This window comes from Caballeronia hypogeia (assembly GCF_001544875.2).
Lineage (GTDB): Bacteria > Pseudomonadota > Gammaproteobacteria > Burkholderiales > Burkholderiaceae > Caballeronia > Caballeronia hypogeia.
The window spans coordinates 36,500-62,985 of the sequence record NZ_FCOA02000021.1 but is presented as its reverse complement, the minus strand read 5'-3'; the positions used below and the strand labels follow the sequence as shown (position 1 = coordinate 62,985).

Genomic DNA, 26,486 nt, shown 5'->3' with positions numbered 1-26,486 from the left:
AACCTTGGATGCTGTCTTTTTCGAGTTGCATTTTCATTTCAGTTTGATGAAAGGAAACGGCAGGTACGGACGAGCTGAACCCGCAGCCCTCCCATGAGGACTACTATTCAACGACGCCGCCGCTCGGCCTGGTTATAAGGTGACTCGACTTGCTGAGGAGTCAACACATCAATTTGGACTGCTATTCAACCTGTCTCGAAAGGTTCGCGCGAATCTCTGCGGGAAAATCGCAATTCGTTTGCGAGAAGCAGTTCGGAGAAGGCGCCGCGTGCAATGCTGTGCGGCCATGGGTGCAACTAAAGGGCTCGTTACGTTATTTCGAACGGTCCGACCGTTCACGTCTCGAACGGTTACTATCTTATCGTAATATATAGGTACATTTTACTTGATCGAGGTAAGCGTCTGTAACGGATGTAATACCCGGTATTTCTTGCGCAATTTCCCTACTTTCTCCTTTCATTTCGAGCAGTAGTTACCCAAATTGGCCAATCAGTACGTGGTATCGAGACGTCAGCCGAGATAAAGACCCGAAGGTTATCAGGGTTTCCACTATTTAATAGTCCGACAAATACGGGTTACTTCCGATAAATATATCGTCCTGCGGATTAAGTATTAACATTAAATTAGTTTCAGGATGCCATTGCCGGAAAGAGCAATGCCTCAAATTCTTCCGCCGGCACCGGTCGCGAGTACAAAAATCCCTGTGCGAAATCGCAGCCCACGGCGAGCAGAAAGTCACGCTGCTCCGTGGTCTCCACGCCTTCCGCAATCACCTTCAGTCCAAGCTTGTGCGCGAGTACGACCATGGCTTCGCACAGCGCCTGGTTGTTCACGTCGGAACCCAGGTTATGTACAAAGGAACGATCGATCTTCAGATAATCGATATCGAAGCGTTTGAGATAACCAAGCGACGAATAGCCGGTGCCGAAATCATCGATCGATACGCGTATGCCTGCATCGCGGAACATGAGAAGCTTCTCGTCGATGGTCGATTCCGCGTGCAGCAGCAAGCCCTCGGTGATCTCGACCGCGATGCAATCCGCCGGCATGCCGACGCTCGCGAGATATTCAGACCACTGCGCGCCGATGAGGCTGTCCTGACGCACCTGCACCGGCGAGATGTTGACGCTGATCTGAAACGACGCATGCAACCGCTCGCGCCATTCGCGCACCTGCCGCACGGCTTGCCTGAAGACCCAGTCGCCTATCGGCACGATGAGGCCGGTGTCTTCCGCGAGGGGAATGAAATCGAGCGGACTGATCGTGCCGCGCTCGGGATGCAGCCAGCGAATCAGCGCTTCGGCCTTATGGATTTCGCTGCTCGAAAGATCGACGATCGGCTGGTAATACACCTGAAACTGTTCGCCCGGCAGCGCGGCGCGCAGATCGCTTGTGAGACGCAGACGCTTCTCCGCCGCGATCTGCAGATCGGGCGTGAAGTAGCCGAAGCGATTGCGTCCCGCGTTCTTCGCGGCATACATGGCCTGGTCCGCGTTCTTGAAGAGCACGTCGAGTTCGCGGGCATCGCCGGGATAGAGCGTGACACCCACACTCGCGGAGATGAACACCTCGTCCGGCCCCAGGCTGAACGGTTCGGCGAGCGTCGCGATGATGCGCGTCGCGACCTGCTCGATGCATTCGGCGCCCTTCACGTCGGGCAGGATAACTGTGAATTCGTCGCCGCCCAGACGGGCCACCGTGTCCGACTCGCGCACGCACGCCGTGATGCGCCGCGCGGCTTCGATCAGCAGAACGTCGCCGGTATCGTGGCCGAGCGAATCGTTGACTTCCTTGAAGCGGTCGAGATCGATCAGCATCAGCGCGAGACGCTGCCCCGAATAACGCGCGATGGTCGCTTCCTGTTCGAGACGGCTATGGAACATCTGGCGGTTCGGCAGATGCGTGAGCGCATCAAAATTGGCCTGCTTCCAGATGGTCGCTTCGAATGCCACGCGATCCGAAATATCGCGGCCCACGACGAGCACCGAGGTCACCTTGCCCGTCCATTCGATCTCCGGCGTGAGACGGATATGCGTGCACTGCTCGCGCCCGTCCGGCGTGATCGCCTTCAATTCGAATTGCGCGCTCTGCCCGCTCGCGAACACTTCGATCAGGCGCTTTTCGTAGATCAGCGCGTTCGGTCCGCCGGGCATTTCCGACGGCCGCTTGCCGATCAGTTCGCCCAGACCACGCCCGGTCCACTCGCAGAAGGCGCGGTTCGCGTATATGCGATGCAGGCTGCGGTCATAGCGCGTGATCGTGTCCGGCGAGTTCTCGATCAACGTGCGCGATTCCTGCTCCTTCGTGACGAGCTCCGCCGTGCGTTCGATGACGGCCTGCTCCAGCGTCGCGTTGATCTCGTTGATCTTCTGGATCTTCTGCCTGATCGCCTCGCTCATGTTCTCGAAACGCTGCGCGAGTCTGCCGAGTTCGTCTTTCTCGTTCGCATCGACGGAGGCTTCGGCGGGCGCGCCCGCATCGTCGACGGCATCCTTCATCTTGCGCACGAGTTCCTTGAGCGGCGCGGAGATGCTGTACGAGATGAAGTACGCGAAGAAGATCGACAACAGAAAACCCGATATGCCTACCAGCATGATCTGGTTGCGTACTGACTGCGCCTGTTCCGTAAGCTTCTCTTCCGGAATCGTGCTGACCACGAACCATGAGGTTCCCGGTATGTTGGTGTAGGCCGCGAGATAGCGCGCGCCGCGCCTGCCTTCATAGGCGGTGAAACCGTTCGGCTCGGCACTCGCGCCGTTGAGCGCGATCGTTTCGACGAGCTCCCGCGGCGCGGACGCGCCGGTGTTCGCGCTCGCTCCGTCGGCGCGCACGACCAGCTCTTTGTTGCGCGCGTCGAGGACGAAGATTTCCGTTTTGCTGCCGAGCGCCACGTCCGCGAAGATCGTGGAGAAATGCTCGGGCCGGATCACGAGCACGAGATTACCGATCGGCCGATTGCTGTTCTTGCCGAAGATCGTGCGCACCATGCCGAGGTTCTGCTGTCCGACGCCATTGTCGTAGCTGCCCCAGTAAGGGCGTCCGTTGCGCACGGGTGCGCTGGCGACCAGCCGCTTCACCCCGCGCGACAGTTGCGCGAAGGTCTGGGTGTCCATGATCTGGCCGTTCTGATCGAGAAGATATTTTTCGTTGATGAAGTCGATCGAACCGTAATGCTCCAGCAGCAAGCGCGTCATGTCCTGACGCGCTTCGTTCTGCTCCTTCGCCCCGCCGCTCGCAACTTTGGTCAACGCACCCTGCACGCGATCGGAGAGCACGAGCAGGCCGCTTTCCGTCTCGATCTCCTCCATACGCAGCGAAATGTTCTTCGACACCTGCTTGACCACTTCCTTCGAGAACATTTCGGCGTTGCGCTTGATCGCGGCGCTCGACTCCACGTACGAGATATAGCCGGACACGACGATCGGCAGAAGCGAAAGCAGAATGAATGCGGTGATGAGGCGATAGCGAATCTCCACTCGCCGCAGCAGATCCAGCGAGAGGACTTCGAACGCGCGTGCCAGCCAGGCGATGAATGAGCTCATTTGTAGTGCATCTTCGCTTCGTTCTTGACCGACTCGTCGAGCAGCTTCGCGGCCTGCTTCGGCGTGGTCTTCTTCAGCAATACATCCTGCATCAGCCGATGCAGCCGCTCGATCGAATTGGACGGCAGCACCGAGTAATACGGGCTCGACGTCACCGGATAACTGTTCACCATCTTCATGTAGCCGACGATCTTCGGATCGCTCGCCATGGTCGTCGGCGTCTGCACGAACGGCGCGATGTTCTGGCGCTTCTGCTGAAGCACGGCAAATCCACCGCCGGCGATGTAGTCGAGAAAGCGCAGCGACGCCGCCCTGTTGGCGGTCTCGCACACGGCGAAGCCCGTCTCGCTGCCGATAATCGGCACGGGCCGCTCGCCGGGTGCGTTCCACGGCGGGATCATCACACCGGTTTCGAACCCATTGCCGTGCAGCAGCAGGCCGGCGGCCCAACTGCCGTGGAACGCCATCGCGACCTTGCCCTCCTTGAAGAGCCGGATGCCGTCGTCGTAACCGGTCGCCATGTACGCGTCCTGCACGTAGCCGCGCTGCGCGACGAGCGCGATCTTCGCGAAGATATCCGCGACTTCCGGCGTGTTCAGGTCGAGCGTGCCGTCGGCCATCTTTCTTTTCCAGTCGGGCTCGCGCGCCACGACGTTGTCGGCGAAGCCCGAGCCGAAGGGCCCGTTGCCCAGCATGTTCGGGAAGCCGCCGTTCCACATGATCGGCGTGAAGCCCGCGCGCTTCAATTGCTCGCAGACCGCGAGGAATTCGCGGAAGTTGGTCGGCGGCGAATGGATGCCGGCCTTCGCGAACATCGTCTCGTTGTAGTAGACGAGCGTCGTGGCGACGCCGCCCGAAATGCCGAAGGCCCTGCCCTGGCGGCTCGTCCAGTCGTTCTTGAGCGGCCCGAGCATGTTGCGCCAGGCGGCAGTGTCGCGCACATCGGCGAGCACGCCCTGATCGGCGAGCTCCGCGGAATACGCATTCGGGTTCACGCTGACGATGTCCGGCAGATTGCCCGACGCAATGCGCGGCTTGATGTTCTCCTCGACCGAATTGCCGATCATGAACTGCACATTGACGTGGACGTCTGGATTGAGCTCGCTGAAACCGGCGGCGATGCGTAGCATTTCCTCGGGCCAGTCCGGCGCCCAGATCAAGGCGGTGATCGTCGTGCGCGCCGGCGCGGCCTCGTCCGATTGAACGCGCTCTTCCTGCCGGCAGCTCCACATGCACAGCAGGACGAGGCCAAGAAGGCCCGTGAGCAGAGAGGCAAACCGGGTTCGTCGCACTTGAGGTTTACTTTCGGTGTCGGGAATGGGCGTGACGCGGCAGTCACTTCTTCGGCGCGTGACGAATGCGCCGTTCGGTCTCGCTTCACCACTGCGGGTGAGCAGCAAGGACGAAAGGGCCGAAAGAGCGCTTCAACTGCATATCGGCAGCGGGCGTGCGGACTTTAGTCGCGCGAGTGAAACGCGGCGAACGCCGCCGGAAAGCGCGCGTTCGCCATCGAGAAGAAAATGAAGCGACCGGACGTGCCGAAGATGCGTGTCAGAGCTGTACGCCGCGCGTCAACGCACCATCGACGACAAAGTTCGCGCCGCTCACGAAACTCGCCGCGGGACTCGCGATGAAGGCCACCGCGTTGGCGATCTCCTGCGGCTTCGCCATGCGGCCGGTGGGATTCAGCGCGAGCGCCTTCGCGAAGAGCGCGGGATCGTTGTGCTCGATCCAGTCCCACACGCCACCTTCGAAATACACGTTGCCCGGCGACACCGTGTTGGCGCGAATGCCCTTCGCCGCAAGCTGGTTTGCGAGTCCTTGCATGTAATGCACGAGCGCCGCCTTGAACACGCCATACGGCCCTGCGGCGAAATCGATCTCGCGACCCGAGACGCTCGAGATCGCGACAATCGACGCCGCCTTGCTCGCTTCGAGATACGGCATTGCCGCGTCGACGAGATTGACCGTACCCAGCAGGTCCGTCTCGAACTCCTTGCGCCACGACTCGATGTCGTTGCCGATCGCGAGCGCGCTGACGTTCGCGACGAGGATATCGATGCCGCCCCAGTCCTGCGCGACGCGCCCGACCCAATCCTTCAATGCGGCGCCATTCGAGACATCAACCGCCGCGCCCAGCGCCCGCGCATTGCTCAGCTTCGCCAGCTCGTTCGCCGTGTTCGACACTGCGGCCGCATCGCGCGCGCAGATCGCGACTTCCGCGCCCTCTTTCGCCAACGTCTGAGCGATGGCAAGACCAATGCCCTTGGTCCCGCCGGTGACCATCGCCTTCAATCCCTTGAGTTGCAAGTCCATGTTCGTCGCCCTCTTGAGGTTTCGATGCGGGTAGTTGCAGATGCAACTATGTGCGTTACTTGAGATAGCGTTTGGCCACCATCGCGCCAACCGTGTATTTCGGGTCCACGAAATTGCCGAGCCGCACCTTGGCCGCCTGACTCAGCATCATGTAGGCGTCCCATTTCTCGAAGCCGTACTCGGCGACCATCCACAGCACGAGTTCGCGAAACGCAATGCGCGTTGCGTCTTCGAGCGGGCGCGCGCTGCCGATGCTCATCAGCGCATCCTCGTTCTCGAGGCGCGGCCAGGCGAAATTCCACTGCTTGATCAGATCGACGCGCACGGTTGTCCTGCTCGCGTATTCGACAGCCGTGCCGCACACTTCACCATCGCCCTGACACGCGTGCGCATCGCCGATGAAGAGCCGCCCGCCCGGCGAGCGCACCGGTAAATAAGTGATGCTCCCCGGTCCCATGTCGGGCACGTCCATGTTGCCGCCGTGCTGGTCGGGCGTGAGCGAATTGATCGAGTCGAGCTCGGGAGAGAGGCTCAGGGTGCCGATGTGCGGGCGATACGGCAGCGTATTGCGCCGGCTCCAGTAGACGTTTTCTTCATCGATCTTGATCTTGCGCACGACCTCCGGCAAAGGTTCGTTGAGCAGCGCGGTGAAGTCCGTGCCGGTCAGCGCGCCGAAGTTCGGGATCATGCAACAGTAGCCGTGGGGGTCCGCGCCGCGCGGCGACATCTTTTCGATGTGCACGGCGACCACGTCGCCCTTCTCCGCGCCCTCGATCATGATCGGACCGTTCTGCGGATTGACGAACGGCATCTGCAGCACTTGCGAGGGCTTGTCGGTTTCTTCCCTGATCTTGCCACCGAACGCATCGCGCGTATCGACGACGATGCGGTCGCCTGGCTTCACATGCAGCACGGGCTGCGAATACGGACCAATCGTGTAGTGGAACGTCTTCTGCAATTCTTCAGTGAGATGGTGCTGCACCGGTTCGCGATGCGCGCCGACTCCGCGCTGCATCATGATCGAATCGTCGAGCCAGGTCATCGTCGTCCTCCGTCATGGAGCCGGATATGAGCGAATCGGCGATTCGTCTTTCCGGGCCGTGCTATGAGGATAGGAAAATTGACGGCGACTTTTTGCCTTGTTTTTCAGGGCTCCGCGGGATTTCAAAAGCAAAAACCCCTGACGGGCGAAGCGTTCGTCAAGGGTTCTTGTGCCGCGATATTCACGCGTCGCTACAGCGCGTGATTCGATAAGTCCTTCAAGGCGTGCCGCGCCAGCGCTTGCCTATGCCAACGCGCGCGCCATTTTCACGCCATGTGGACTTCGTCGTGTCGTGGCTCACTCCGAGCGCGCGATTCAGGATCGATCGCGTGCCGGGCGTGGTGTGGACATTGGCGAGCTGCGATGCATCGACCCAGCACAGATCGTCGAGTCCGCTGCCGAAGGCCGCTCGCGGATGCAGGTCGTCCGGTATCGCGATGCGAAAAACATGATGCAGGTGATGCGCCGACACCTGCTGAAACAGAAACGCGGCGGCATTCGCTTCGACGCCAGTCCCCTCGTATAGCGCTCGGATCGCGACGACCATGGTCAATTCGTCCGGCTCGACCGTCTCGCCAGGCAGCAGCCACGGACCGCCGCGCTCTCTCACCAGAAGCACTGCCTGCTGACGTATCACCAGCACTGTTGCTCTTATCCTCATCCCCGTCTCTCCGTGTTGCACCCAGATTGTTTTTCAACTGATGGTGCTTGACGACGCCCACGCGTTCGTTTTGTTGCTCTCGCCCTTGGTTTTGATCTCGTGCGGATCGGGCGTGTGTGTGGTTGATCTTCACCGTCCTCATCTTGCTGCGCAATGCGTGCATGTCCCATGTGAGCATGCAATTACGAGGACCGCGTTAATCATTATCCTTTCATTATCCTTCCAATTAATCTCGACATTCGATGTTGTCCGAACGAATGCGGCCGCACGAGTTCCCCGGAAACAGGCAACTCGCATTGAATGTCGTGAATGGAAAGGGACTGCGAGCCTTGATGCGCCCGCGCCTCAATGATGCCTGCTGCGAGGGCACAGAAGATAAACGCGATGCGGCGGCATGTTCGCATCCGAACACGCCGCCGGTAATGATTACTGCAACAGATGCAAGACGTGTCGCGTTCGCCCGCTCGTGGTCAAGCGCCGAAGGCCGGGTCGCTCATGCTGTCGCGTCCGGTTTCGACATGACCCGCCACTCGGCGCAGAAATGCGGGAATCGGGATCGACCTTCACTTCGGCGTCGTACGAGCCGTGCGCATGGCGCAAGTCGAGATAGACCTGTGCCGCATCGCTACCGCGCCATGCCGCGCGATGCTCTTCGATGCATCGTGTGCATTCGTCATGGTGAATGTGCACGAAGCCGTGCCGCGATTCTCGAGCCGCAGTTGCAGGTTGCCGTTGGCGACGTCGTAGCCTTCCGCGACTTCGGGCGCTGCCTGCTCCCGCGACCACCCGCCATGCGGCACGCCCGCTTTGCCCGCGATCCTGCGCAGAAAGCCGTTCGGCCCGTGCACGACGAAATCGAAGCTGCCATCCGCGTTCACGGGGATGCGATCGGCGAGACGCTTGCGCGCCTCGCCGGTGTATGTGCGGGGCGCATCGGCGCTCGCGTGGCGATAGAGCAAAAACACCGCGCTCGCACTGCCGGTATTCACGAAGTCGAACGAGACTGTGTCCTTCGGCCCGTCCGCCCGCGTTCGTACGAACAACTCGTAGGGCATGCGAACGGCTCGCTTGCCGCGGCGGCGGCCGATGCCGGCGCACTCAGGTCGGCCGACTCCGGCTTGCCACATGCGCAAACGATTGCGCAAACGCAGATGATGAAGCGCGCCATGAAGCGTTGGCGGTCCGGAACAGTCGACATGAAGAATCTCCGGCAGAGTCTCGTACGGGATCGACGCAGCGCTGCGCAGCTTAGCCAGTGCCTTTGTAAGCAATGTGTCCGACGCGCGATACCATACGTCGGAGAATGAACTCGCCATCAAGGGGAAGAAGAGAGCGTGATACAGCCTGACGATGCACGTACGAGAAGCGCGGCGTCCGACGCGCACGCGATCTTCGCGGCAAGCGCCCATGAAACCGATCGCAAGCAGGCGCTCTTGCTCGCGATGGCGTTATCGCTCGGCAGCGCCATCGCGCTGGGGCTTGCGCGCTTCTCCTACGCGCTGCTACTTCCGCCGATGCGCGTCGACCTCGCCTGGAACTTCGCACAAGCCGGCGCGATGAACACGGCGAACGCGCTCGGCTATCTGCTCGGCGCGCTCGCGTTCGCGCGCTTGTCGAAGCGCTTTCCGACGCGGGCGCTGTTCGTCGTGGGCTGTGTACTGACAGCGCTTCTGATGGCGGCGAGCGGCGTCACCACCGACACCGACACGCTGCTTGCATTGCGCGTCGCCACAGGAATCGGCAGCGCGTTCATCTTCGTGAGCGGGGGCGTGCTGGCGGCGCGGCTCGCGTCGCTGTCACCGCGCGACGCGGGCTTCGTAATCGGGCTCTATTATGGCGGCACCGGCTGGGGCATAGTGATCTCGTCGATACTCGTGCCCTATGCGGTGCTCCCGGTCGCGCACGGCTGGCGCTTCGCGTGGTTCGCGCTCGCGCTCGGCTGCGCCGCGTTCTCCGTGGTCGCCGTGTGGGCCGCGCGGCGGATTGAATCGGCTGAGCCAGGCGCGGCGGCAGGTCACGGCGCCGCGTCCACTTCCCGCGCGCCGATGCGGCGGCGACGCTTCGCGCTCGCGCTCGTGGGATACGGATGCTTCGGCATCGGCTATATAGGCTACATGACGTTCATCATCGCGCTGCTGCGTAATGCGGGCATGAGCGCAACGGTCGTCATCGGCTTCTATGTTCTGCTGGGAGTGGCGACGGTGGTTTCGGCGCGGATGTGGTCGAGGCTGCTCGATCGCATGCGCGGCGGGCAGGCGCTGGCGATTCTCAACGCCCTGCTCGCGGCCGCGACGGTGATTCCGGCGCTGATCGCGCATCCGGTGGCTGCGTTCGTGTCGGGCGCATTGTTTGGCGCGACGTTCCTGTCGGCGGTGGCATCGACGACGGCGTTCGTGCGCCACAATCTGCCGTCGAGCCAGTGGCCCGGCGGCATCAATGCATTCACGATCGTGTTCGCGTTCGGGCAGATCGTCGGACCGGTGGTGATCGGCCGCGTATCCGACAGCGCGGGACTGACGCGCGGGCTCGTCTATTCGGCGCTGGTGCTGGCGGCAGGCGCAGTTCTCGCAGCCTGCCAGAAGCCGTTGAATGCTACCGATCCGAACCGGCTTTAGTCAGGGAAAGAATCTCAGGTATTCAGGATTCCGAACGAATTCCTCTCTAGCCGGAAGATCATATCCGGCTGCCCGCGCGCGCCTTCTTCATCTTCGAGAAAACGTGCGAGCAGAACGCGTCGGCAACGACGCGATTGACGGTGAGAATGTTGTCCGCGCTCAGCGTGCCGCGCGCGATGCCCTGCTTCTCGATCAGCCGTTGCGGGATCAGCTGGCTCAGGAACGACTGGCACAGATCCTTGCGAGCCTGCACATCGCCGGACTCGAAGTACTCGCGACCTGCGCGGATCTCTTCGCTCATCTTGGCTTTGGCCGTGTCGCTCTGAACCTGAATGCTGGCTTCGAGATGCGCCTGCGCAGTGTCGCGCGTGCGGCGTTCCTTCTTGTCATCCTCGAGTTGCTTCGCCTTGATCGAGGCCATCCTCCGGTCGGCTTCGCCGATACGGTAATTGCCCTCGAGCGCCTTGAACAGGTAGCCGCGCGGACTGACGGTTACCTTGCCTTCGTTGAGCTTGTGCCGCGTGTACTCGATAGCCTGCTCGAGCCGCTCGTCCGTCCAGACATCGCGGCGTTTGGCCAGGCGCTCGAAGTCGGGGGTATCGAAGGCGAATTCGTTGTGCAGCAGGAGGTACATCGAATCCTGAATGCCGGCGCGCGCCGCATCCGCGCCCTGCTTCTTCGTAAAGCGAAAGCGGATCTTGAGCTTCTCGGGCGCCACACGCTCGGCATTCGGCTCCCAGCTGACATCGAAGTCCGAGACTTCATTGAGCTGGTCGATGGCGGGCTCGAGAAAGCGTTTCTTGAACTCCTTCACTTCCTTGCGCGATTCGCCGACCTTTCCCGGCCACTCCAGCACCTCCTCGAAGGCGAACCACTCGGTGACGCCATGACCTTCACACGGAATGAGGCGATCGTAGATCGCGCGGGCGAGCGAAAGCGAAAACGCGGTCGAAGCGCGCAGGCTCAGCCAATGGGCCTTATACGGGCTGATGAGATACTTGATGACGCGTCCGGCGAGCAGGATGCAGACGATATTGCGCTCGATGTAGCAGTCGCCGAGCAGGCTAATGGTGCCCCACGAGTCTTTCTCGGTCAGTTCCTCGATGGACGGCGCCGTCATGATTTCGACACGCGCACGGGCTGCGGCCCTCATCTGAGCGATGAGATGGCTATGGTTACGGCTGTCGTAACGCATCAGCCACTTGAAATAGTTGATGTCGGTCGTGAAGGTGTAGACCTTATCGTCGATCAACTCTTCCGGCGACTTCGTGGCGACGATGAAGTAGGCCGCGTCGAGCACGCGCCGCGCGGCAATGCCGAGCCCGCCGACCCGAGTGAAGATGTTATTGCGCAGGAAGCCAATGTCCCTTGTCGATTCGCAGATGGACGAGCCTTGGGCGGACATGTCTTCATAAATGTCCAGCGCCAATTGCTGCGGGGTGACAGTGAGGTCTTGATTTTCCATGCTTCCGTTTCGGCTGCGATCCCCGGCACTCTAACAGGCGAGTGAAGGGTGTCAACACAAAAACCACCCCTCCATTTTCCGACGGAGCGCGCACAAAAACCGCCCCGAAGTCTCGGCGACGGTCACAATTTTCGCCCCGGTGCTCACAATTTCCGCCGGCAACCGCCCAAATTGCGCTTTCGTCATCACAAAAACCGACCTGTCCTTCCCAAAAAGCGTCCCTATCCACAGGCAGTTTCGTTGATTTAAAAGGAAAATTTCTCTTCTGTTTGTAGGTTGGTGAGTTTCAGGTTTACAAAAAGACTAAACAAACCCTGCCATGCGATTTCTTCGATCTGTTGAGGTGATGAGGGCAAGTCATTGAAAACCATGAGGAAAATTCCATTGCATCCACGTGCACAAAAAGCGTCCCTGGGGTGGTTTTTGTGCGGAGAACACGCTTCGCTCAATTGCGCGTAGGGATTAGCCTTCTTATTGCAAGTAGGTCGATTCTCGGAAGTGCAGCGTGACATTAAATCACGCGTTGAATCAGCGAGTTAGCGACGTGGTAATTGTCCGAATGGTTAAATCGCCGCGCAATACAACCTTGTTTACGCATATTCGTGTATTCTGCGCTTCGACGTCAATACATGGAGAAAGCGCAGAATGGCAAACGTAGGCACCCTACCGATGGAAGATCGCAAGGTTTCCCTTCGCGAAGTTGCGGAGTTCGCTGATAACCTCGAGCCGTTTTCCGACAATCTTCGGGAGCAAATTCTGGCTCCTCGGCCACGCAAGGTGGCTCCGTTCTACACGATCAGCGAACTGGCTGAGATGTGTAACCTCACGCGACAGCAGATTCAATATCTGGTGACCAAAGGTGAAGGCGGTTTGCCAACCGGCACGCTCAACGGCAGCGGCCGTAGTCGAACGTTTACTTTGCCCGAGGTGCGCCTCTGGGTGAAGATGGCGTCCGACATTTATCAGACTCGCCTTGAAGATGGTGAAGCCGAATTCCGCGGCAAGGTTCTGACGACGGCCCAGTTAAAGGGCGGTTCGGCCAAGACGACCACGACGGTATGTCTGGCACAGGCGTTGACGCTTCTCGGCCGGAAGGTGCTTTTAATCGATCTTGACCCGCAAGCGTCGGCGTCGGAATTGTGCGGTCTGTACGCGGAAAAGGAAATCTCCGGCGACGATACAGTGCTGCCCTATATCTATGACCAAAACGTGGAAGGCGGACTTGGCGCCAGCGTTCAGTCGACGTATTGGGATGGCCTCGACATCATCCCCGGACACACGTTCCTCTATGGCGCGGAGTTTCTGTTGCCGGCGCGGCAGAAGACGATTCAAGGTTATCGTTTCTGGTCAGTGCTGCGCGAAGGTCTTGAGCCTCTGCGGTCTCAATACGATTACATATTGATCGATACGTCGCCGTCGCTGTCGTACATGAACCTGAACGCGCTGCTCGCGGCCGACGCGTTGGTCATGCCTATGATTCCCGAGAATCTCGATTTCATCAGCTCGCTTGCATTCTGGCGTCTGTTCTCCGATGTAGCAGAAGATTTTCTTCCGTACGAGGAAGACAAGGTCTATGACTTCATCTCGATCCTGCTGTCGAAGGTGGACTATGGAAAGACATCGTCCGCGCCGGTCGTTCGACAATGGGCTCAGAGTGCTTATGGTCGTTGGCTCGACCCGTTCGAGATTCCGTCCAGCTCGGTAATGAGCGGTGGCGCGCTTTCTTTCTCGACAGCACTCGACGTGGTCAGCACACACTCCACAGCCAAGTCGCTTCAGCGGGTGCGTCAGCCCATGATGCAATATGCCAAATGGCTGGATGATATGTTCGTCAAATCCTGGAGGGAGCCGGCATGAGTAACAACATCCGAGAACAACTCATGGCCAAAACGGCCAACTTGCCGAAGCCTGCCGATTTCAAGGGAGAAAAGAAGGACAAAGGGAACCGCGGTCCACAGACCATGCCGGGTATCACGAGCGCGCTGGCCGTCGCTCAACTTCGGATTCAGGAACTGGAGGCGCGGGGCGTGGAGACGGAAATTCCCGTCGATTCCATTGTGCCGAATCCGTGGCAACCGCGCCGCCAATTCAGTGAGAGCAAGCTTGCTGAGTTGGCGCGCTCGATCGGCGAGGTTGGGCTCTTGCAGGCGGTGACCGTTCGTCGAATCGGAGAGTCGTTCCAGCTTGTCGCCGGTGAGCGTCGTTGGCGCGCCCATAAGCTTATCAATAAGGAGACAGTGCGCGCGGTTGTGATCGATTGTTCCGATCAGGATATGGCTGCATTGGCGTTGATGGAGAACGTCACGCGCGATGATCTCTCGGACTATGAGATCGCAATCGCGATTCGACGGGCGGAATCGGAATTCCCTAATCGAACTCGTCTCGCTGAGGCGATGGGTATCTCGCGGAGCGACCTTTACCGGTTCCTGGCATTCGACGCGCTGCCGGACTTTGTCAAGCGCGATCTCGATTTGAATCCGTCGATTCTTGGCGCCTCGTCGGCACAGGATATCGCGAATGCGCTCAAGAAAACCGGAGAGCAGGGACTCAAGGTGCTTCAGGAACTTTGGCCCCAGGTGGTTGCGGGTGATCTGGTACAGACGAAGGTCGCAGCAAGTTTGAGCGCTCAGGCGACTCGCGGAGAGTCTGCGACAGACGCTGGCGGAAGAAGTATTCTCAAGATTTTCGCGGGTAAGGTACAGGCGGGCAGCATCACGAAGGACGTCAAGGGTTTGACCTTCAAATTCAAGGCGGGCGTTATGACGGAGGACCAGGAGAGTCAACTGAGAGAGCACATTGGAAAGATGTTCTCGATACGGTCAGAATGATCGACGATTGAAACCCGCTGCGGCGGGTTTTTTTGCGCCCTGAACTTCGGATTGGCTTTTCATTTTTTTGAATTGGGCGGTCACTGTCCGAATTCGGACACTCGCGCCGCGCTGCGGGCTTCGCGCGCGGTCTGATCAAACCGATATGCGACGGACGGATAGCCTTATCGGCCGTCTTGCGAGCCCGCTGTGATCTGTACGGACAGGGTGTCCGAATTCGGACACCTTCGGCCATATGTAAAGCGTGTGGCTTACAAGCATCCGGTGTTTTCGAGAAATAGTTGGCGATCGCCGTTGAGGTCGACGGCAAGGGCGATGGATGACAGCGCGAGCAACCAAATCCGCGAATTCAAACACCTCAGCCGAATGTCGAACACAGCGCAGAAGCGTGAGCGTGCCCATTGACGTGGCCGAAATATGCGGACGCCAAAGCTTTTACTCGACCGAAATGGCCATCGGGTTTTAATTGTGGTCGACGGAACTGCATTGACACGAATCTGCCCGCGTTCGGAATTGATGTCGGACCGATCTTCTTGTGAGACGCCATCGGCTACCGATCTCAATCTGCCGCAACGATCGTCACGCTCAACACGCACAAGCTTCGCAGACTTGCTGGACCCTTCGCGGAATCCTAGTGCCCGCTTCGGGAAGCGAAGCGGTCGCATTATAGGTATTGCCGCTTCTACCGCTCGCCGCGAAAGCACTCCGGGTTTGCAGGCCGACCTACCGCTAATCGTGGGGAACGATTCCTCTGCGCGCTTGTTGTGCACTCACACGTATCCTGTGCTGCCATCAAGAAGCTTGCCGAGACCGTCCGAATTCGGACACCTTCGATCCGCTGTCGAATTCCACTTTTCCGCCAGGCCGAAGGACGAATCAATCGTCTTGGCCCCGCGGTGACTCGCCCTGATTAACGCCAATAACAAACCGTTCGCGTAAGTGTCCGAATTCGGACACTTACGCGAACGCACGGTCTAGCACGACTATAGAGGAAAGCCGGGTATGACCGCTGACACCAGCGATTCGCCCCCAACCCTAAAGGTTCGCATCACGGGACAAGAGCACGCCGTAGATGCGATGGGGGAAATTGCAATCAAAACTCACCGCGAAGCGGAGGCACGGAAAGGACGCACGGAACGCTCGAGGAACAGATTCTCGTTACCGCCAACGCCAAATATCCCAATTCGGCCAACCCATCTGTGGATCGCGATGGGCCTACTTTCGCGACTTGATTCTGCGCTAGTGCGAGCTGGCCAAATTAAAGATGGCTCCGCCGTAGGCTCGGACAGGAGGACAGCTGAATCGCGTTGGCAAACGAGCGGAAAACACGCGGGGCATATAGCGACTGTCTTCCGACACCACACGACTGCAGCGAGAAGGCCGGACACAAACCGGAGCGGATCTTATGTTCGGGCGCCATCCATAAAGACGCGGAGACGCTGATCTCGAATCAAACCACCGGAGGTCTGCCTGCGCGGAGGATGGTGAGAAGCCTTCCGCCGCGTTGGACCAATTCTCTCCCTGTGAAACACTTTAGAAAATTAGACGAGCAGATAAAACGCTTAATAATCAGTTATTTATAGTAAAAACATAAACATGTTTCACGGATGATTCGTCCACGAACAGGGTGGCCCGAGTCCGAGTCGCAGAAAGCGGCATTGGGTTCACGCCCCGGGGACCGATTCGTACCGAACAATACAGTTTCCGTATCAATCTCCTTCGACAGCCGATCCCCTCGATATCCCCAAAAAAACCGCAAAAAGGTATTTATTCGAAGTGATACGTTATATCATCGCGTCGTTATTCTGGAACCCGACCCGATCCGCCACGCGTCTTCGCACACAGCGAAACGATATAACATCTCAAATAAAGTGATCCAGCCAAATCCATCAACCGCTCGCCGAACGTACCGACTGCTTCCCTGGACGCTCGCCCTATTCACCACCATCGCACGCAGCCAGCCCACGCCTCCACCCACGCCCGAAATCGAAGACGCCCCCTTCAAGCCGGTGTTCGTCACCGCGAACCCGCTCAGATCTTCCAACCTGCAATCGCCATCGAGCGAACTCGACGGTAACGCCCTTGCGCTACGTCGCGCCGACTCGCTCGGTGAAACGCTCAACGGCCTGCCCGGCGTATCGACCACCACCTACGGTCCGATGGTCGGCCGCCCGATCATCCGCGGCATGGATGGCGACCGCATCCGCCTGCTTCAAAACGGCGTCGCGGCTTTCGACGCGTCGTCGTTGTCATACGACCATGCCGTGCCGCAAGACACGTTGTCGGTGGAGCGCATCGAGATCGTGCGCGGGCCTGCCGCGTTGCTCTACGGTGGAAATGCCATCGGCGGCGTGGTGAACACAATCGACAACCGCATTCCTCGCGATCCCCTCGATGGCGTCTCCGGACAAGTCGACGCCAGTTACGGCGGCGCCAACAACGCGCGCGCTGGCGCCGCGCAAGTCGAAGGCGGCAATGGCCGCTTCGCCTTTCATGTCGACGCCTTCGATCGTGAGACCAGCACGGAGCGCATCCCGGGCTTTGCACGCTCGGCCGGTCAGCGCGCGCTCGACGGCCCCGACGTCCCGCAGCCCTACGGCAGAATCCCGAACAGCGATGGTCGATCGCACGGCGGTGCTGTCGGTTCGTCCTATACATGGGCGGACGGCTACGCCGGCATCAGCTACAACGGCTTTGAATCGAATTACGGCTCGGTCGCCGAGGACGACGTGCGCCTGCGCATGCATCAGGATCACATCGCGGCGGCATCGGAGATACGCAATCTGCAGGGGCCGTTCAGCCAGCTGAAGTTCAACTTCGCCTACACCGACTACGAACACAAGGAAATCGACAACGGCGAGACCGGCACGACCTTCCGCAACCATGGTTACGAGGCGCGCATCGAGGCTCGGCATCGGAAAATCGGTCCGCTCGACGGCGCGATCGGCGTCCAGTTGAGCCAGAATACGTTTTCGGCGCTGGGCGAGGAAGCGCTCGTGCCGACATCGCAGACGACGAACGCAGCGCTCTTCGGTCTGGAAGAATGGTCCGTGACCGATGCGCTGAAGCTCAGTCTCGGGGCGCGCTACGAGCACGTTCGCATCGATCCCGCGTCAGGCGGAAACGAAAAATTCGCGAACTCGCCGCAGCGCGATTTCAACGCCGGCAGCGTTTCGGCGGGCGCGCTGTTCAGACTGAATCCGGCGTGGAGCGTGGTAGGCAACGTCGCGTACACGGAGCGCGCGCCGACCTACTACGAGCTCTACTCGAACGGTCCGCACGACGCGACCGGCCAGTATCTGATCGGCAATCCGGATGCGCAGAAAGAGAAGGCGATCTCGACGGATCTCTCGCTGCGTTTCGCCAGCGGCCCGAACAAGGCGAGTGCGGGCGTCTTCTACAGCCGCTTCCGCAACTATCTGACCGAGTTCAACACCGGCCGCCTCGTGAACGACGACGACGGACCCGTCGCGCCCGGCACCGATGACGCCCTCAACGAAGCGGTCTATCGCGGCGTGCGCGCGGAGTTTTATGGCATCGAGCTGGACGGCGCATGGCGCGTCTTCGATCACGGCGCGCAACGACTCGACGTCGAATTCGTCGCGGACTACACGCACGCGCGCAATCTCGACACGGGCGAAGCGCTGCCGCGCATCTCGCCTTTGCGGGCGACGCTCGCGCTCGACTACGCTTACGGTCCGTATGGCGCGCGCGCGGAGATGATCCACGCGTGGGCGCAGCATCGCGTGCCGGACAACGACTTGCCCACCGGCAGCTACACCACGCTCGGCGTCATCCTGACGTACAAGTTCCGCCTCGGCGCGACGCACTGGCTCGCCTACGTGCGCGGCCAGAACCTGACCAATCAGGAGGTGCGTTACGCGAGCTCGGTCGTACGCGATATCGCGCCGGAAGGCGGCCGCAGCGTGATGGTCGGCTTGCGCACCACCTTCTGAGCGCGCGGCGCTCGCGTCAGAGCGGCGCCGACTTGCGAGCGGGCATCGGCTGATAAGGCTCGCCGGCCTTGAAGCGTTCCAGCCGATCGCTCGCGGCCGACAACGCGCCGAGCGTCGCGCGCCGCAGTTGATGGTCGTAGAGCGAGATGATCGCTTCGAGACGATCGCACTCATCGGCGGGAAGCGTCCACGAGCCGGAGGCGCGGCCCGCGTCGAACACGGTGGCCATCGCCTGATCGGCGCGGATCAGTTCCTCGTGCGAGAAGTCGCCGTGTCCCGCTTCGGACAGGAACTTGGCGAGATACATCGCCTCGGTGACCTGCTGCGCGGGCCCGACATCTGCCGCGCCCGAGCGCAGCGCGGTAAGCGAAAGATGCGCGGCGAGCGCGAGTTCGTTCGCCACGGGACGCGGAATGGGAAGCAGCTGCGCCTTGCTGAGCCGCGCGCGCGTCGCCTGGGGCGAGCGCTGGAAGGGAAGAGTGCGTGACATGCGAGGATCGATGGTTGACCTTTTCAGGTTAACGTTCATCGATCGCAGAATCTGAAGGGTGTTGTCCGCGCTCTTGTTCGAAATGTTCGACCACCGCGATCGCGCGCTCGCATTGATCCGCGTCGAGCGTGTGAATGCTGCACTTTTCCGGCTCGACGCCGATTGTCTGCGCGAGCCATTTCATGCCCTTCGAGCGCGCCTCGAAGACATTGCAGCCGTCGCGCCGGACCTTGGCCTGAACCAGCGGCTCGAGCGCGGCATGCAGCCTGGCTTTCAGATCGCGCAGCCGGGCATCGGCGAGGCGGCCGAGCGGAACATTGCGCGTGCTGCGCGAGAACGTGCCGATCCAGGCCTGACACGGCGCGCAGACCCAGAGCGGACCGTGGTCGTCGCGGTACGGATACGCTTCGTCGCCCGCGCGCGCGAGCGTGGCAGGCGCGCCGCAGTAGTCGCAGTTCGGATGGGGCAGAGGTTTGACAGGTCGGCCGATACGCATTGCCAGAAACTCCCGGGCGGGAAATCCAATATAACAAAACCGGCTCGGGCACTCGCGGACGGCCAGAAAGCATCGTGAAGAAGTCATAGCCTGCTTAAGCAAGATCGTTCGCAATATCGCGGCGACACGCGCCGGCAAAGACGCTCGTCGATCGGGAATTTACTTTTCGCGCGGGCGGTATACGGTGAGAGTGCGTGCCACGAGCCACGCGCTTTCGGAGCCGAAAGGCCCCTGTGCGGACAATCGGCTGTCCGAGCAGATCGACCCCGCATTTCTCGACCTTGCATTAGTCAGAAGCCCGGAAGGCGCTCTCGCGCCGGCAACCAGGTCGCTGCAAACGCGTATGTGCAAGCGGATGGAAAGCTTGCAATCCTCAATTGATGACTCGATCAGAGAGGTAATGGCGATGAGAGCAACTCTTGTATTGGCGGTGACGTCCGCCGTTCTCGCGATGAGCGCCTCCGTTCAGGCGCAGGACATGAAGATGGCCCCGGCACAGGCCGATCCAACCCAGCAAGGCGCGCAGGGCGTCGCGACGCCGAATGCCGACACCACCAGCTACGGTGGCGCGATGCCGACGACCAAGGCGAGCGGCGCCTCGCGCGATGCGTGGACCGGCACGTCTCAGCTTTGCACGCCGGGACTCAGCTGCAACATCTATCAAGGCCAGTGAAGCACGCTGTCGTAGGCTTAGTGACGAAGGCGGCGAGGACGCCTTCGGTCACTTGTCTCCCAGATTCGACGACCTCCATATAAGCGCGCCGTCCATCGCGCAGTCCTCCTTTGGCGGGGCGTCCTCCCCGCGAATGCGTGGTTTTTTCCAACGACCGTTCGCTCCATAGTGAAGCCCATCACAAGACGGCCTTTATACGGCCACGCGTGGCGGTGATCCACACGACAAGCTCTTGTCCGCGACGAACAGGCCAACGACAACATCAAAGCCAGCGCCCGCGGATCTCTTTGGCCTCACATTCGTCGAGGCAACGCTCTCTCTCTGACATGACCACGCGGGCGCCGCTGCGCCTGACGTGTCAGCACACATGGACGGCCGCCTCCACGCGGCCTGGAAGGAGGTACTCGAAATGAAAGCCCATCAAAAGAAGCGCGCGATGCTCCTCGCGCTCACCATCCTCGCGTTCGGCGCGACGTGCGCGCTCAGCGCCGCCGCGACTGCCGTGGACAATGCCGACGCCCGCCCGATCGCCGTCGACGGCGGGCCGCTCACGCTCACGCTGCAAACGCCGGCGGGCGGCACCTCGCGCCTGACTTACGCCGATGAAGACGGCTGGCGACTCGAAGACCGCGACGCGAGCCTCAAGCCGACCGAAGCGCGCATCACGCCCGCGTCGGTTGAGCCGCAAAAGGCGACGTCGGGCGCCGAACGGCCGATGACCGTGTTCATCGACGGTCCCACGGGCTTCACCTATGTGTGGATGCGCGATCAGGGATGGAAGTTCGTCGGTCGTCTTTCCGATCGCAAGCACTGAGTGCGGGCGCGCGTCGTGATCGCGATACGGAGATCGCTGGCGCGCGGTGCGCATCGCCGATTGCGCCCGTTGTCACGGCAGGGATCACGAAGGACTGGCGGCGCCGTCGATCGTCGGCTTTGCGCGCACGCAGCCCCGCGAGCGCTTACTCGTCGCCGTGCTCGACGGCAATCCGCCGATGGGCATGCCCGCCTATCACGGCGCGCCGCTGATCGCTGATCGCCGATCGCATCGACGCGATCTACCGTTATTTCGCCGGCCGCGCCGACGCCAGCATCGCAGCCGGCGTGGCGCCGCATGGCCAGTGAGCGCTTCGTCAACGAGCGCTTGGCATCTTCAGGAACGCGACTAGACTTGAATTGCAGGATTTCCTTCATGGCGCGCAACGGAGGTCGATCATGAGCGCAGGCAATGACGGAACAGGTTGGATAGACAAACCGGACGACGCGACCACCATCACGAGACTGGTCACGAAGATCGGCGAGCAGCAGGCGAAGCTCGCCAGCAGCCGGCACACGAGTCTCGGCGGGCAGGTCGATCGCGCACAGCATCAGAAACAGGTGCTCGGTGCTTTCGGAACACTTCGCATTACAGACGAAATTCCCGATTGCCTGAAATTCGGACCCTTCGCGAAGCGCGATGCGTCGGCCGATCCGATCCTGTATCGCGTCGCGTGCAGGATTTCGAACGGTCAGCCGTGTCCGCAGGCCGATACCGAATCCGATGTACGCGGCATCGCGATCAAGTTCTTCACCGGCGACGGCGTCGAAACCGATCTGCTGATGACCAACGAAGGCGGACGCTCGCATGCGCGCGACGCGAAACAGTTCATGGCCGTATCCGACATCATCGTCGCGAAACTGGCCGACGGTGTCACCGGCGGTCTCAAGCAGACCTTGCACGAACTGCGGACCGGCGAGCTCCATCTCGGCGAAGGCGTGGACAGTGTCGCGATTCTCGTCAAACAGGTGGGCCTGCATCCGGTCGCGAGCGTGACCCTGGAGGATTTCTGGGGCTCGGTCGTGCAGCTCGGCCCGGCGGCGATCAAATACTCGCTGCATCATTTCGATTCGACGCCCTCGGGCACGCAGGCCACGGGCGAGGGCGAAAACTATCTGCGCGCCGACTTGTTCAATCGTCTGGAACAAGGTCCGGTTGGCTGGTGGCTCGGCGTGCAGCTTTTCGTGGATGAAGCCACGACGCCGGTGAACGACGCGTCGGTCGCGTGGAAGTCGCCGGTCATTCAGATCGGCGAGCTGGAAATCGCAGCGCAGCCTTCGCGCGAGGACGAGGCGAACATCGACATGATGGCCTTTAATCCGGCCAACGGATTCATGCCGCTCGGCATCACGCACGCGCGCCGGGAGGTCTATGCGGCGAGCGCCGCGAACCGCAGGGGCCGCGGTCTCTTGTCGAGCGACCAGGCGCGCGCGCTGCTGCTGACGCGCTGAGCATCGAGCCACGCGCGACTGCGCAATTCCGCGCGTCGCGCGCCGCTTTTCTCCGATAATGATGCGCATTCGGCGACGGGCCTGCGGGTCTGCGCGCGCCATCGATATCGGGGCTTTGCATGCATCTCGCCGGCATGATCCTTCCGATCTTTGCGATCATCCTCACCGGATGGGCGGCGCGCGTCTCCGGCTACATGCCGCACGCGCTGGCGCCGTCGCTGATGCGCTTCGCATACTACGTCGCGATGCCCGCGCTCGTTTTTCTGACCATTGCCGAGGAATCGCTCCACTCGCTGCTGGAGTGGCGCTTTCTCGCGGCGTTCGGCGGCGGCTCGCTGCTGTGCTTCGCGGCCGTGCTGTTTTTCGGGCGGACCGTGCGCGGCGCGAGCCTCGCCAGCAGCGCGATGCTCGCCGCCGCCGTCTCGATGACCAACACCGGCTTCGTCGCGCTGCCGATCCTCAAGACGCTGTACGGCCAGCCCGGCGTGCTTTCGGCGGCGGTCGCGACCGTGTTCGTCGGCGCGATCATGTTTCCGGTGCTGGTGGTGTTGCTCGAAATCGGCCGATACGACGGCGAGCGCAAGATCGACACGGCCGCGCTGATCAGGCAGATCGGCACCAACCCGGTGATACTCGCGACGATCTGCGGCTTGCTGTGGTCGCTCGTCGGCATGACGCTGCCGCAACCCGTCGCCTCGTTTTTGCACATTCTCGGCGAGGCGCTGACACCCTGCGCGCTGTTCGCGATCGGACTCGATCTCACGCTCGACGAACTGCGCGGACGGCTGAATCTCTACGCGTTGCTGATGGCGCTCAAGCTCGCGATCATGCCTCTGGTCGTGTACGCGCTCTGTCTCGCAACCGGGCTGAACCGCACCGCGACCATCGCGGCGGTCGTGTGCGCAGCCGTGCCGACGGCGAAAAGCGCCTATGTGCTCGCCGTCGAATACGACATCGAAAAGACCACGGTGGGCGCGGTCATCTCGATGACCACGCTCTTTTCCATCGTCACCTTGCTCGCGTGGCTCTACATTCTGTAGCGCTCGCGCTCACACGTCGCCGAGTTCTTCGTCGACGTTGCGCTCTTCGTCGTCGGGCGGCGAAATACCGAGCGCCTTGTCCCATTGCGGCTCGCTCAGATAACGCTCGCGCAGGAAGTCGACGAACGCCTTCACCTTGGTCGTCGAGCGATGCGAGGTGGGATACACCGCCGACAGCCACAGCGGCGGCGCGGCGTATTCGGGCAGCACGCGCACGAGACGGCGTTCGAGCAGATCGCTCGCGGCGACCATCGTCGGCAGATAGACGACGCCCGCGCCCGCGCGCGCGAATTCGAGCAGCAGATGCACGCTGTTGGTCTTGAGCACAGGACTGAGCGCGATCTCGTAGCACTCGTTGCCCTTCATGAGCGGCCAGTTGTCGCCCCACGGATAGTGGGCGTAACGCGCGAAATCATGGCGCAGCAAATCGAGCGGCGTCTCGATGGCGGGCTCGTCCTTGAGATACGCGGGCGTCGCGCACAGCACGCCGCGCACCGGAAAGAGCTTGCGCTCCACGAGCAGGTTCGAGGCGGGCGGATAGATCTGCAGCGCGAGATCGAAGCCTTCCTGCACGGGATCGATCACCCGATCGTTCACCGTGACGACGAACTCGATGCGCGGATGCGCCTCGCGAAACGCGATCAGCGCCTGCGAGAAGTGCCCGAGCGCGAAGCCGGGCAGGACGTGAACATTGAGCGTGCCGCTGAGCGATTGCGTTTCCGCGCTCTCGCGCCCCGTCAGTTCGTGCACCTTGGAGACGAGCAGGAGGCAATCGCGATAGTAAGACTCGCCGACCTCCGAAAGACGCACCGCGCGCGTTGAGCGATGAAACAGCGCCACGCCAAAATGTTCCTCCAGTTGCTTCACGCGCGAAGTGACCACCGACTTGGCCACGCCGAGCTGTCGCGCCGCGCTCGCGAAACTCTGCGCTTCGGCTGCGCGGACGAACGCCTCCATCGACATGAAGAGGTCCATGCTGTCTCCTGTTTCCTGCGCTACGCGGCGCCGTTGCGATAGCGCAGCGGCGTCACGCCGAGCCGCCCGGAAAAGAGCGCGGTCATGTGTTGCTGCGACGAGAATCCGCACGCGGCGGCGACCTCGACGAGCGGCGCATCGCCCGAGCGCAACATCTGCGCGGCGACACCGATGCGCTTTTCCAGCACGAAGCGATAGAGCGAATGACCGGTGCGCGCCTTCACGCCATCGAAGACGGCGCGCACGGGAAGATTCAGTTCGGCGGCGATATCGGCGCAGGAAAGACTCTGCTCGATGTTATCCGCCACATAGGCTTCGAGCCGCGCGAATCCGGCGTCGGTGAGTGTGGATTTGCGCTCGCGCGCGGGACGCCCGAGATGCCGCGTCGTTTCTATCCACGCGAGCGTGGCGACGCACTGCATTTCCCACGGATCGACGCGGCCCTGCCGCCCGGGCGCCTTCTGGCGCGCATAGCGCACCAGATGCCGGATCGAATCCGCGCCCAGGTTGCTGCGGCTGCCCGCGCGCCGCACCGGCTCCGTGCCGTGCGCGGCAATGCGGTCCACGAAAGCTTCCGCGTAACGAAACGCGATGAAGCCGTGCCGCACGTCGTGCGCATCGATGCGAATGCGCTCGCCGCGCGGATGATACGCGGCCGTCTCGGCGCGAAACGTGAAGGGTGCGGCGGGGCCGTCGTCGTAGCGCGTATCGGAGACGATCGTGCCGAGCAGCAGGCAGATCATGTCCGATGAATTGCTCAGTTCGAGCGAATAGGGCTTCGGGCCCGAGATGCAGTATTCGAGTCCCGGAGCACCGGCGACCGCGCTGAAGCGATCGATGCGAATGGCCGCGCCGGGCACGGTCGGCATTGCGGGCGCACTGGGCGCGGCGAGGGCGCTCATGTTCATCGTCTCCGTTTGCTGTGCTTGTCTTCGCGGCTCGGGCAGGCGCCGCTGTTCACGCGAGTATAGATGCGTCTCGTGCGCGCGATGGGTCGCGGTTTGCGAACGCTGTGTGCGTGATTCGCTCACCGGTGTTTACCCGAACCTGCGTGTCATCCGTGGGCCGAATCGCCCGGAATCTGTAATCCGCGAAACCTGAAAGACCCGCGCGCCGCGTCTCCTTAACGTTCGTCCCACGACACGAATAACCGGAGACGACGATGAACCTGCGACACCCCAACCAGAAGATACGACGACCTCGACGCAACGTCCGCGCGCTCGCCATGCTGGGCGCGCTCTGCTCGATGAACCCCGCAGCCGATGCGCTCGCTTCCGGCATGCCTTTCGCGACGGACCGCCCGCAAACCTGGCAGTTCAGCTCCGACTTCGAAGGCACCTACGATTCGTTCGGCCAGAACCTCGAATGGAATCACGACAACCGCGCCTTCGACGCGCACGGCAATCAGGTGGCGGGGCCGGGCACGAACACCTTCGTCGGACTGTCGACGTTCATTCACTACTGGAAAGTCCCGTCGCTGCCGCATGTCGGCTTCAATGCGAGCATCACGCTGCCCGCTATCCGCACGCAGGGATCGCAATACTCGGCGAGCGGAATCGGCGATCCGCTCGTGGGCGGGCTCGTCTGGTACAACCCCGCGCCCGCGACGACGCTCGGATTCCAGGCCTACGTGCAGGTGCCGATCGGGCAAAACGAAGTATCGACGAACACGTGGTCGTTCTGGCCGTCCGTGTTCTACGACGACTGGTACGGGCACGTGAATGTCGACTTGCTCATGGGCGGCATCCTGCGCGGGCGCACGCTGCGCTCGGGCCAGGACGATCTCAGTCCCGGCAACACCTTCCATCTGAATCTGCGCGTCGGCTACAGCATCTCGCCGCCGGACAGCCCTTTCGCGATTCCGTTCGTCGGGCTCGATTACCAGACGAGCGGCGGCACGTTCAATCAGACCGCATCGATCCCGGTCGCCAACAGCGCGAGCCGCGAAACGACCGTGGGACTCGGCGTGCTGTTCCAGTTCAAGCCGAACAGCCTGCCGTTCCTGCACCAGAAGATGTACGACCAGCTTTCCATCCAGTACCAGCACTCGCTTTCGGGACGCAACACCGCGCTCACGAACGGCATTCTCGTGCAGGCCTGGCATTACTGGTAAGCATTTCGA

General features: G+C 61.3%; 21 protein-coding genes. 10 read left to right on the top strand and 11 right to left on the bottom strand.

The features are described from left to right. Positions 1-629: 629 nt before the first annotated feature. From AWB79_RS25785 to AWB79_RS40605, 6 genes are all read right to left on the bottom strand, one after another. Positions 630-3,542, bottom strand: a complete 2,913-nt coding sequence (locus tag AWB79_RS25785) for a bifunctional diguanylate cyclase/phosphodiesterase (protein WP_061170268.1) — start codon at positions 3,540-3,542, stop codon at positions 630-632. Then, a complete protein-coding gene (locus tag AWB79_RS25780; RefSeq protein ID WP_061170267.1) occupies positions 3,539-4,774 on the bottom strand; it encodes an ABC transporter substrate-binding protein in 1,236 nt (411 codons plus the stop codon). The genes AWB79_RS25785 and AWB79_RS25780 overlap by 4 nt, the downstream gene beginning before the upstream one ends. 319 nt (positions 4,775-5,093) lie before the next feature. After that, positions 5,094-5,858, bottom strand: coding sequence for an SDR family NAD(P)-dependent oxidoreductase (locus tag AWB79_RS25775; RefSeq protein ID WP_061170266.1), 765 nt, complete (start codon positions 5,856-5,858; stop codon positions 5,094-5,096). A 55-nt stretch (positions 5,859-5,913) separates the two neighbouring features. Further along, positions 5,914-6,900: an acetamidase/formamidase family protein gene (locus AWB79_RS25770; RefSeq protein ID WP_061170265.1), complete on the bottom strand. Its 987-nt coding sequence runs from the start codon at positions 6,898-6,900 to the stop codon at positions 5,914-5,916. A gap of 217 nt (positions 6,901-7,117) precedes the next feature. After that, positions 7,118-7,561 carry an NUDIX domain-containing protein gene (locus tag AWB79_RS25765; RefSeq protein ID WP_061170264.1) on the bottom strand — a complete coding sequence of 148 codons (444 nt, stop codon included), beginning with the start codon at positions 7,559-7,561 and terminating at the stop codon, positions 7,118-7,120. 563 nt (positions 7,562-8,124) lie between these two features. Beyond that, the gene (locus AWB79_RS40605) at positions 8,125-8,616 is read right to left on the bottom strand and encodes a phospholipase domain-containing protein (protein ID WP_332459675.1); all 492 of its coding nucleotides are present in this window, start codon (positions 8,614-8,616) and stop codon (positions 8,125-8,127) included. Between the two features lie 387 nt (positions 8,617-9,003). Between AWB79_RS40605 and AWB79_RS25755 the strand changes: the two genes are divergently transcribed. Beyond that, positions 9,004-10,176 carry a YbfB/YjiJ family MFS transporter gene (locus tag AWB79_RS25755; protein ID WP_096031610.1) on the top strand — a complete coding sequence of 391 codons (1,173 nt, stop codon included), beginning with the start codon at positions 9,004-9,006 and terminating at the stop codon, positions 10,174-10,176. Positions 10,177-10,234: 58 nt separating this feature from the next. On the opposite strand, the gene AWB79_RS25750 is transcribed toward AWB79_RS25755, so the two are convergent. Continuing rightward, entirely contained in the window at positions 10,235-11,641 is a 1,407-nt protein-coding gene (locus tag AWB79_RS25750; RefSeq protein WP_061170261.1) for a replication initiation protein, read from the bottom strand. 645 nt (positions 11,642-12,286) lie between these two features. Between AWB79_RS25750 and AWB79_RS25745 the strand changes: the two genes are divergently transcribed. The 3 genes from AWB79_RS25745 to AWB79_RS25735 all read left to right on the top strand — a co-directional run bounded on the left by AWB79_RS25745 (position 12,287) and on the right by AWB79_RS25735 (position 18,425). Beyond that, positions 12,287-13,498, top strand: a complete 1,212-nt coding sequence (locus AWB79_RS25745) for a ParA family protein (RefSeq protein ID WP_061170260.1) — start codon at positions 12,287-12,289, stop codon at positions 13,496-13,498. After that, a complete protein-coding gene (locus tag AWB79_RS25740) occupies positions 13,495-14,469 on the top strand; it encodes a ParB/RepB/Spo0J family partition protein (protein ID WP_061170259.1) in 975 nt (324 codons plus the stop codon). Before AWB79_RS25745 ends, AWB79_RS25740 begins: the two co-directional genes overlap by 4 nt. 1,946 nt (positions 14,470-16,415) lie before the next feature. Next, the gene (locus AWB79_RS25735; protein ID WP_232471022.1) at positions 16,416-18,425 is read left to right on the top strand and encodes a TonB-dependent receptor; all 2,010 of its coding nucleotides are present in this window, start codon (positions 16,416-16,418) and stop codon (positions 18,423-18,425) included. Between the two features lie 16 nt (positions 18,426-18,441). Here AWB79_RS25735 and AWB79_RS25730 read toward each other — a convergent pair whose 3' ends face one another. Next, positions 18,442-18,915, bottom strand: coding sequence for a hypothetical protein (locus AWB79_RS25730; protein ID WP_061170258.1), 474 nt, complete (start codon positions 18,913-18,915; stop codon positions 18,442-18,444). A gap of 28 nt (positions 18,916-18,943) precedes the next feature. Beyond that, on the bottom strand, positions 18,944-19,411 hold the full coding sequence (locus AWB79_RS25725; RefSeq protein ID WP_061170257.1) for a zinc-finger-containing protein: 468 nt from the start codon (positions 19,409-19,411) through the stop codon (positions 18,944-18,946). A 406-nt stretch (positions 19,412-19,817) separates the two neighbouring features. Between AWB79_RS25725 and AWB79_RS25720 the strand changes: the two genes are divergently transcribed. The 5 genes from AWB79_RS25720 (at position 19,818) to AWB79_RS25700 (ending at position 23,389) form a co-directional block, all read left to right on the top strand. After that, a complete protein-coding gene (locus AWB79_RS25720) occupies positions 19,818-20,084 on the top strand; it encodes a hypothetical protein (RefSeq protein WP_232471014.1) in 267 nt (88 codons plus the stop codon). A gap of 409 nt (positions 20,085-20,493) precedes the next feature. Then, on the top strand, positions 20,494-20,898 hold the full coding sequence (locus tag AWB79_RS25715) for a hypothetical protein (RefSeq protein WP_061170339.1): 405 nt from the start codon (positions 20,494-20,496) through the stop codon (positions 20,896-20,898). Between the two features lie 46 nt (positions 20,899-20,944). Then, the gene (locus AWB79_RS25710; RefSeq protein WP_061170256.1) at positions 20,945-21,250 is read left to right on the top strand and encodes a c-type cytochrome; all 306 of its coding nucleotides are present in this window, start codon (positions 20,945-20,947) and stop codon (positions 21,248-21,250) included. A gap of 46 nt (positions 21,251-21,296) precedes the next feature. Then, entirely contained in the window at positions 21,297-22,349 is a 1,053-nt protein-coding gene (locus tag AWB79_RS25705) for a catalase (RefSeq protein WP_061170255.1), read from the top strand. Positions 22,350-22,468: 119 nt separating this feature from the next. Further along, the gene (locus AWB79_RS25700) at positions 22,469-23,389 is read left to right on the top strand and encodes an AEC family transporter (RefSeq protein WP_061170254.1); all 921 of its coding nucleotides are present in this window, start codon (positions 22,469-22,471) and stop codon (positions 23,387-23,389) included. A 9-nt stretch (positions 23,390-23,398) separates the two neighbouring features. Here AWB79_RS25700 and AWB79_RS25695 read toward each other — a convergent pair whose 3' ends face one another. Together AWB79_RS25695 and AWB79_RS25690 are read right to left on the bottom strand one after the other, a co-directional pair. Beyond that, positions 23,399-24,364: a LysR family transcriptional regulator gene (locus AWB79_RS25695; RefSeq protein WP_061170253.1), complete on the bottom strand. Its 966-nt coding sequence runs from the start codon at positions 24,362-24,364 to the stop codon at positions 23,399-23,401. Positions 24,365-24,384: 20 nt separating this feature from the next. Beyond that, positions 24,385-25,266: an AraC family transcriptional regulator gene (locus tag AWB79_RS25690; protein ID WP_061170338.1), complete on the bottom strand. Its 882-nt coding sequence runs from the start codon at positions 25,264-25,266 to the stop codon at positions 24,385-24,387. Positions 25,267-25,526: 260 nt separating this feature from the next. Between AWB79_RS25690 and AWB79_RS25685 the strand changes: the two genes are divergently transcribed. Further along, a complete protein-coding gene (locus AWB79_RS25685; RefSeq protein ID WP_232471013.1) occupies positions 25,527-26,477 on the top strand; it encodes a transporter in 951 nt (316 codons plus the stop codon). The last annotated feature ends 9 nt before the right edge of the window (positions 26,478-26,486 follow it).

What these genes read in the sequence shown, in the direction of transcription:
- AWB79_RS25785 (WP_061170268.1), bottom strand. Translation starts at nt 3,542, where the DNA reads ATGAGCTCATTCATCGCCTGGCTGGCACGCGCGTTCGAAGTCCTCTCG.
- AWB79_RS25780 (WP_061170267.1), bottom strand. Translation starts at nt 4,774, where the DNA reads ATGTGGAGCTGCCGGCAGGAAGAGCGCGTTCAATCGGACGAGGCCGCG.
- AWB79_RS25775 (WP_061170266.1), bottom strand. Translation starts at nt 5,858, where the DNA reads ATGGACTTGCAACTCAAGGGATTGAAGGCGATGGTCACCGGCGGGACC.
- AWB79_RS25770 (WP_061170265.1), bottom strand. Translation starts at nt 6,900, where the DNA reads ATGACCTGGCTCGACGATTCGATCATGATGCAGCGCGGAGTCGGCGCG.
- AWB79_RS25765 (WP_061170264.1), bottom strand. Translation starts at nt 7,561, where the DNA reads ATGAGGATAAGAGCAACAGTGCTGGTGATACGTCAGCAGGCAGTGCTT.
- AWB79_RS40605 (WP_332459675.1), bottom strand. Translation starts at nt 8,616, where the DNA reads ATGCCCTACGAGTTGTTCGTACGAACGCGGGCGGACGGGCCGAAGGAC.
- AWB79_RS25755 (WP_096031610.1), top strand. Translation starts at nt 9,004, where the DNA reads ATGGCGTTATCGCTCGGCAGCGCCATCGCGCTGGGGCTTGCGCGCTTC.
- AWB79_RS25750 (WP_061170261.1), bottom strand. Translation starts at nt 11,641, where the DNA reads ATGGAAAATCAAGACCTCACTGTCACCCCGCAGCAATTGGCGCTGGAC.
- AWB79_RS25745 (WP_061170260.1), top strand. Translation starts at nt 12,287, where the DNA reads ATGGCAAACGTAGGCACCCTACCGATGGAAGATCGCAAGGTTTCCCTT.
- AWB79_RS25740 (WP_061170259.1), top strand. Translation starts at nt 13,495, where the DNA reads ATGAGTAACAACATCCGAGAACAACTCATGGCCAAAACGGCCAACTTG.
- AWB79_RS25730 (WP_061170258.1), bottom strand. Translation starts at nt 18,915, where the DNA reads ATGTCACGCACTCTTCCCTTCCAGCGCTCGCCCCAGGCGACGCGCGCG.
- AWB79_RS25725 (WP_061170257.1), bottom strand. Translation starts at nt 19,411, where the DNA reads ATGCGTATCGGCCGACCTGTCAAACCTCTGCCCCATCCGAACTGCGAC.
- AWB79_RS25720 (WP_232471014.1), top strand. Translation starts at nt 19,818, where the DNA reads ATGAGAGCAACTCTTGTATTGGCGGTGACGTCCGCCGTTCTCGCGATG.
- AWB79_RS25715 (WP_061170339.1), top strand. Translation starts at nt 20,494, where the DNA reads ATGAAAGCCCATCAAAAGAAGCGCGCGATGCTCCTCGCGCTCACCATC.
- AWB79_RS25705 (WP_061170255.1), top strand. Translation starts at nt 21,297, where the DNA reads ATGAGCGCAGGCAATGACGGAACAGGTTGGATAGACAAACCGGACGAC.
- AWB79_RS25700 (WP_061170254.1), top strand. Translation starts at nt 22,469, where the DNA reads ATGCATCTCGCCGGCATGATCCTTCCGATCTTTGCGATCATCCTCACC.
- AWB79_RS25695 (WP_061170253.1), bottom strand. Translation starts at nt 24,364, where the DNA reads ATGGACCTCTTCATGTCGATGGAGGCGTTCGTCCGCGCAGCCGAAGCG.
- AWB79_RS25690 (WP_061170338.1), bottom strand. Translation starts at nt 25,266, where the DNA reads ATGAGCGCCCTCGCCGCGCCCAGTGCGCCCGCAATGCCGACCGTGCCC.
- AWB79_RS25685 (WP_232471013.1), top strand. Translation starts at nt 25,527, where the DNA reads ATGAACCTGCGACACCCCAACCAGAAGATACGACGACCTCGACGCAAC.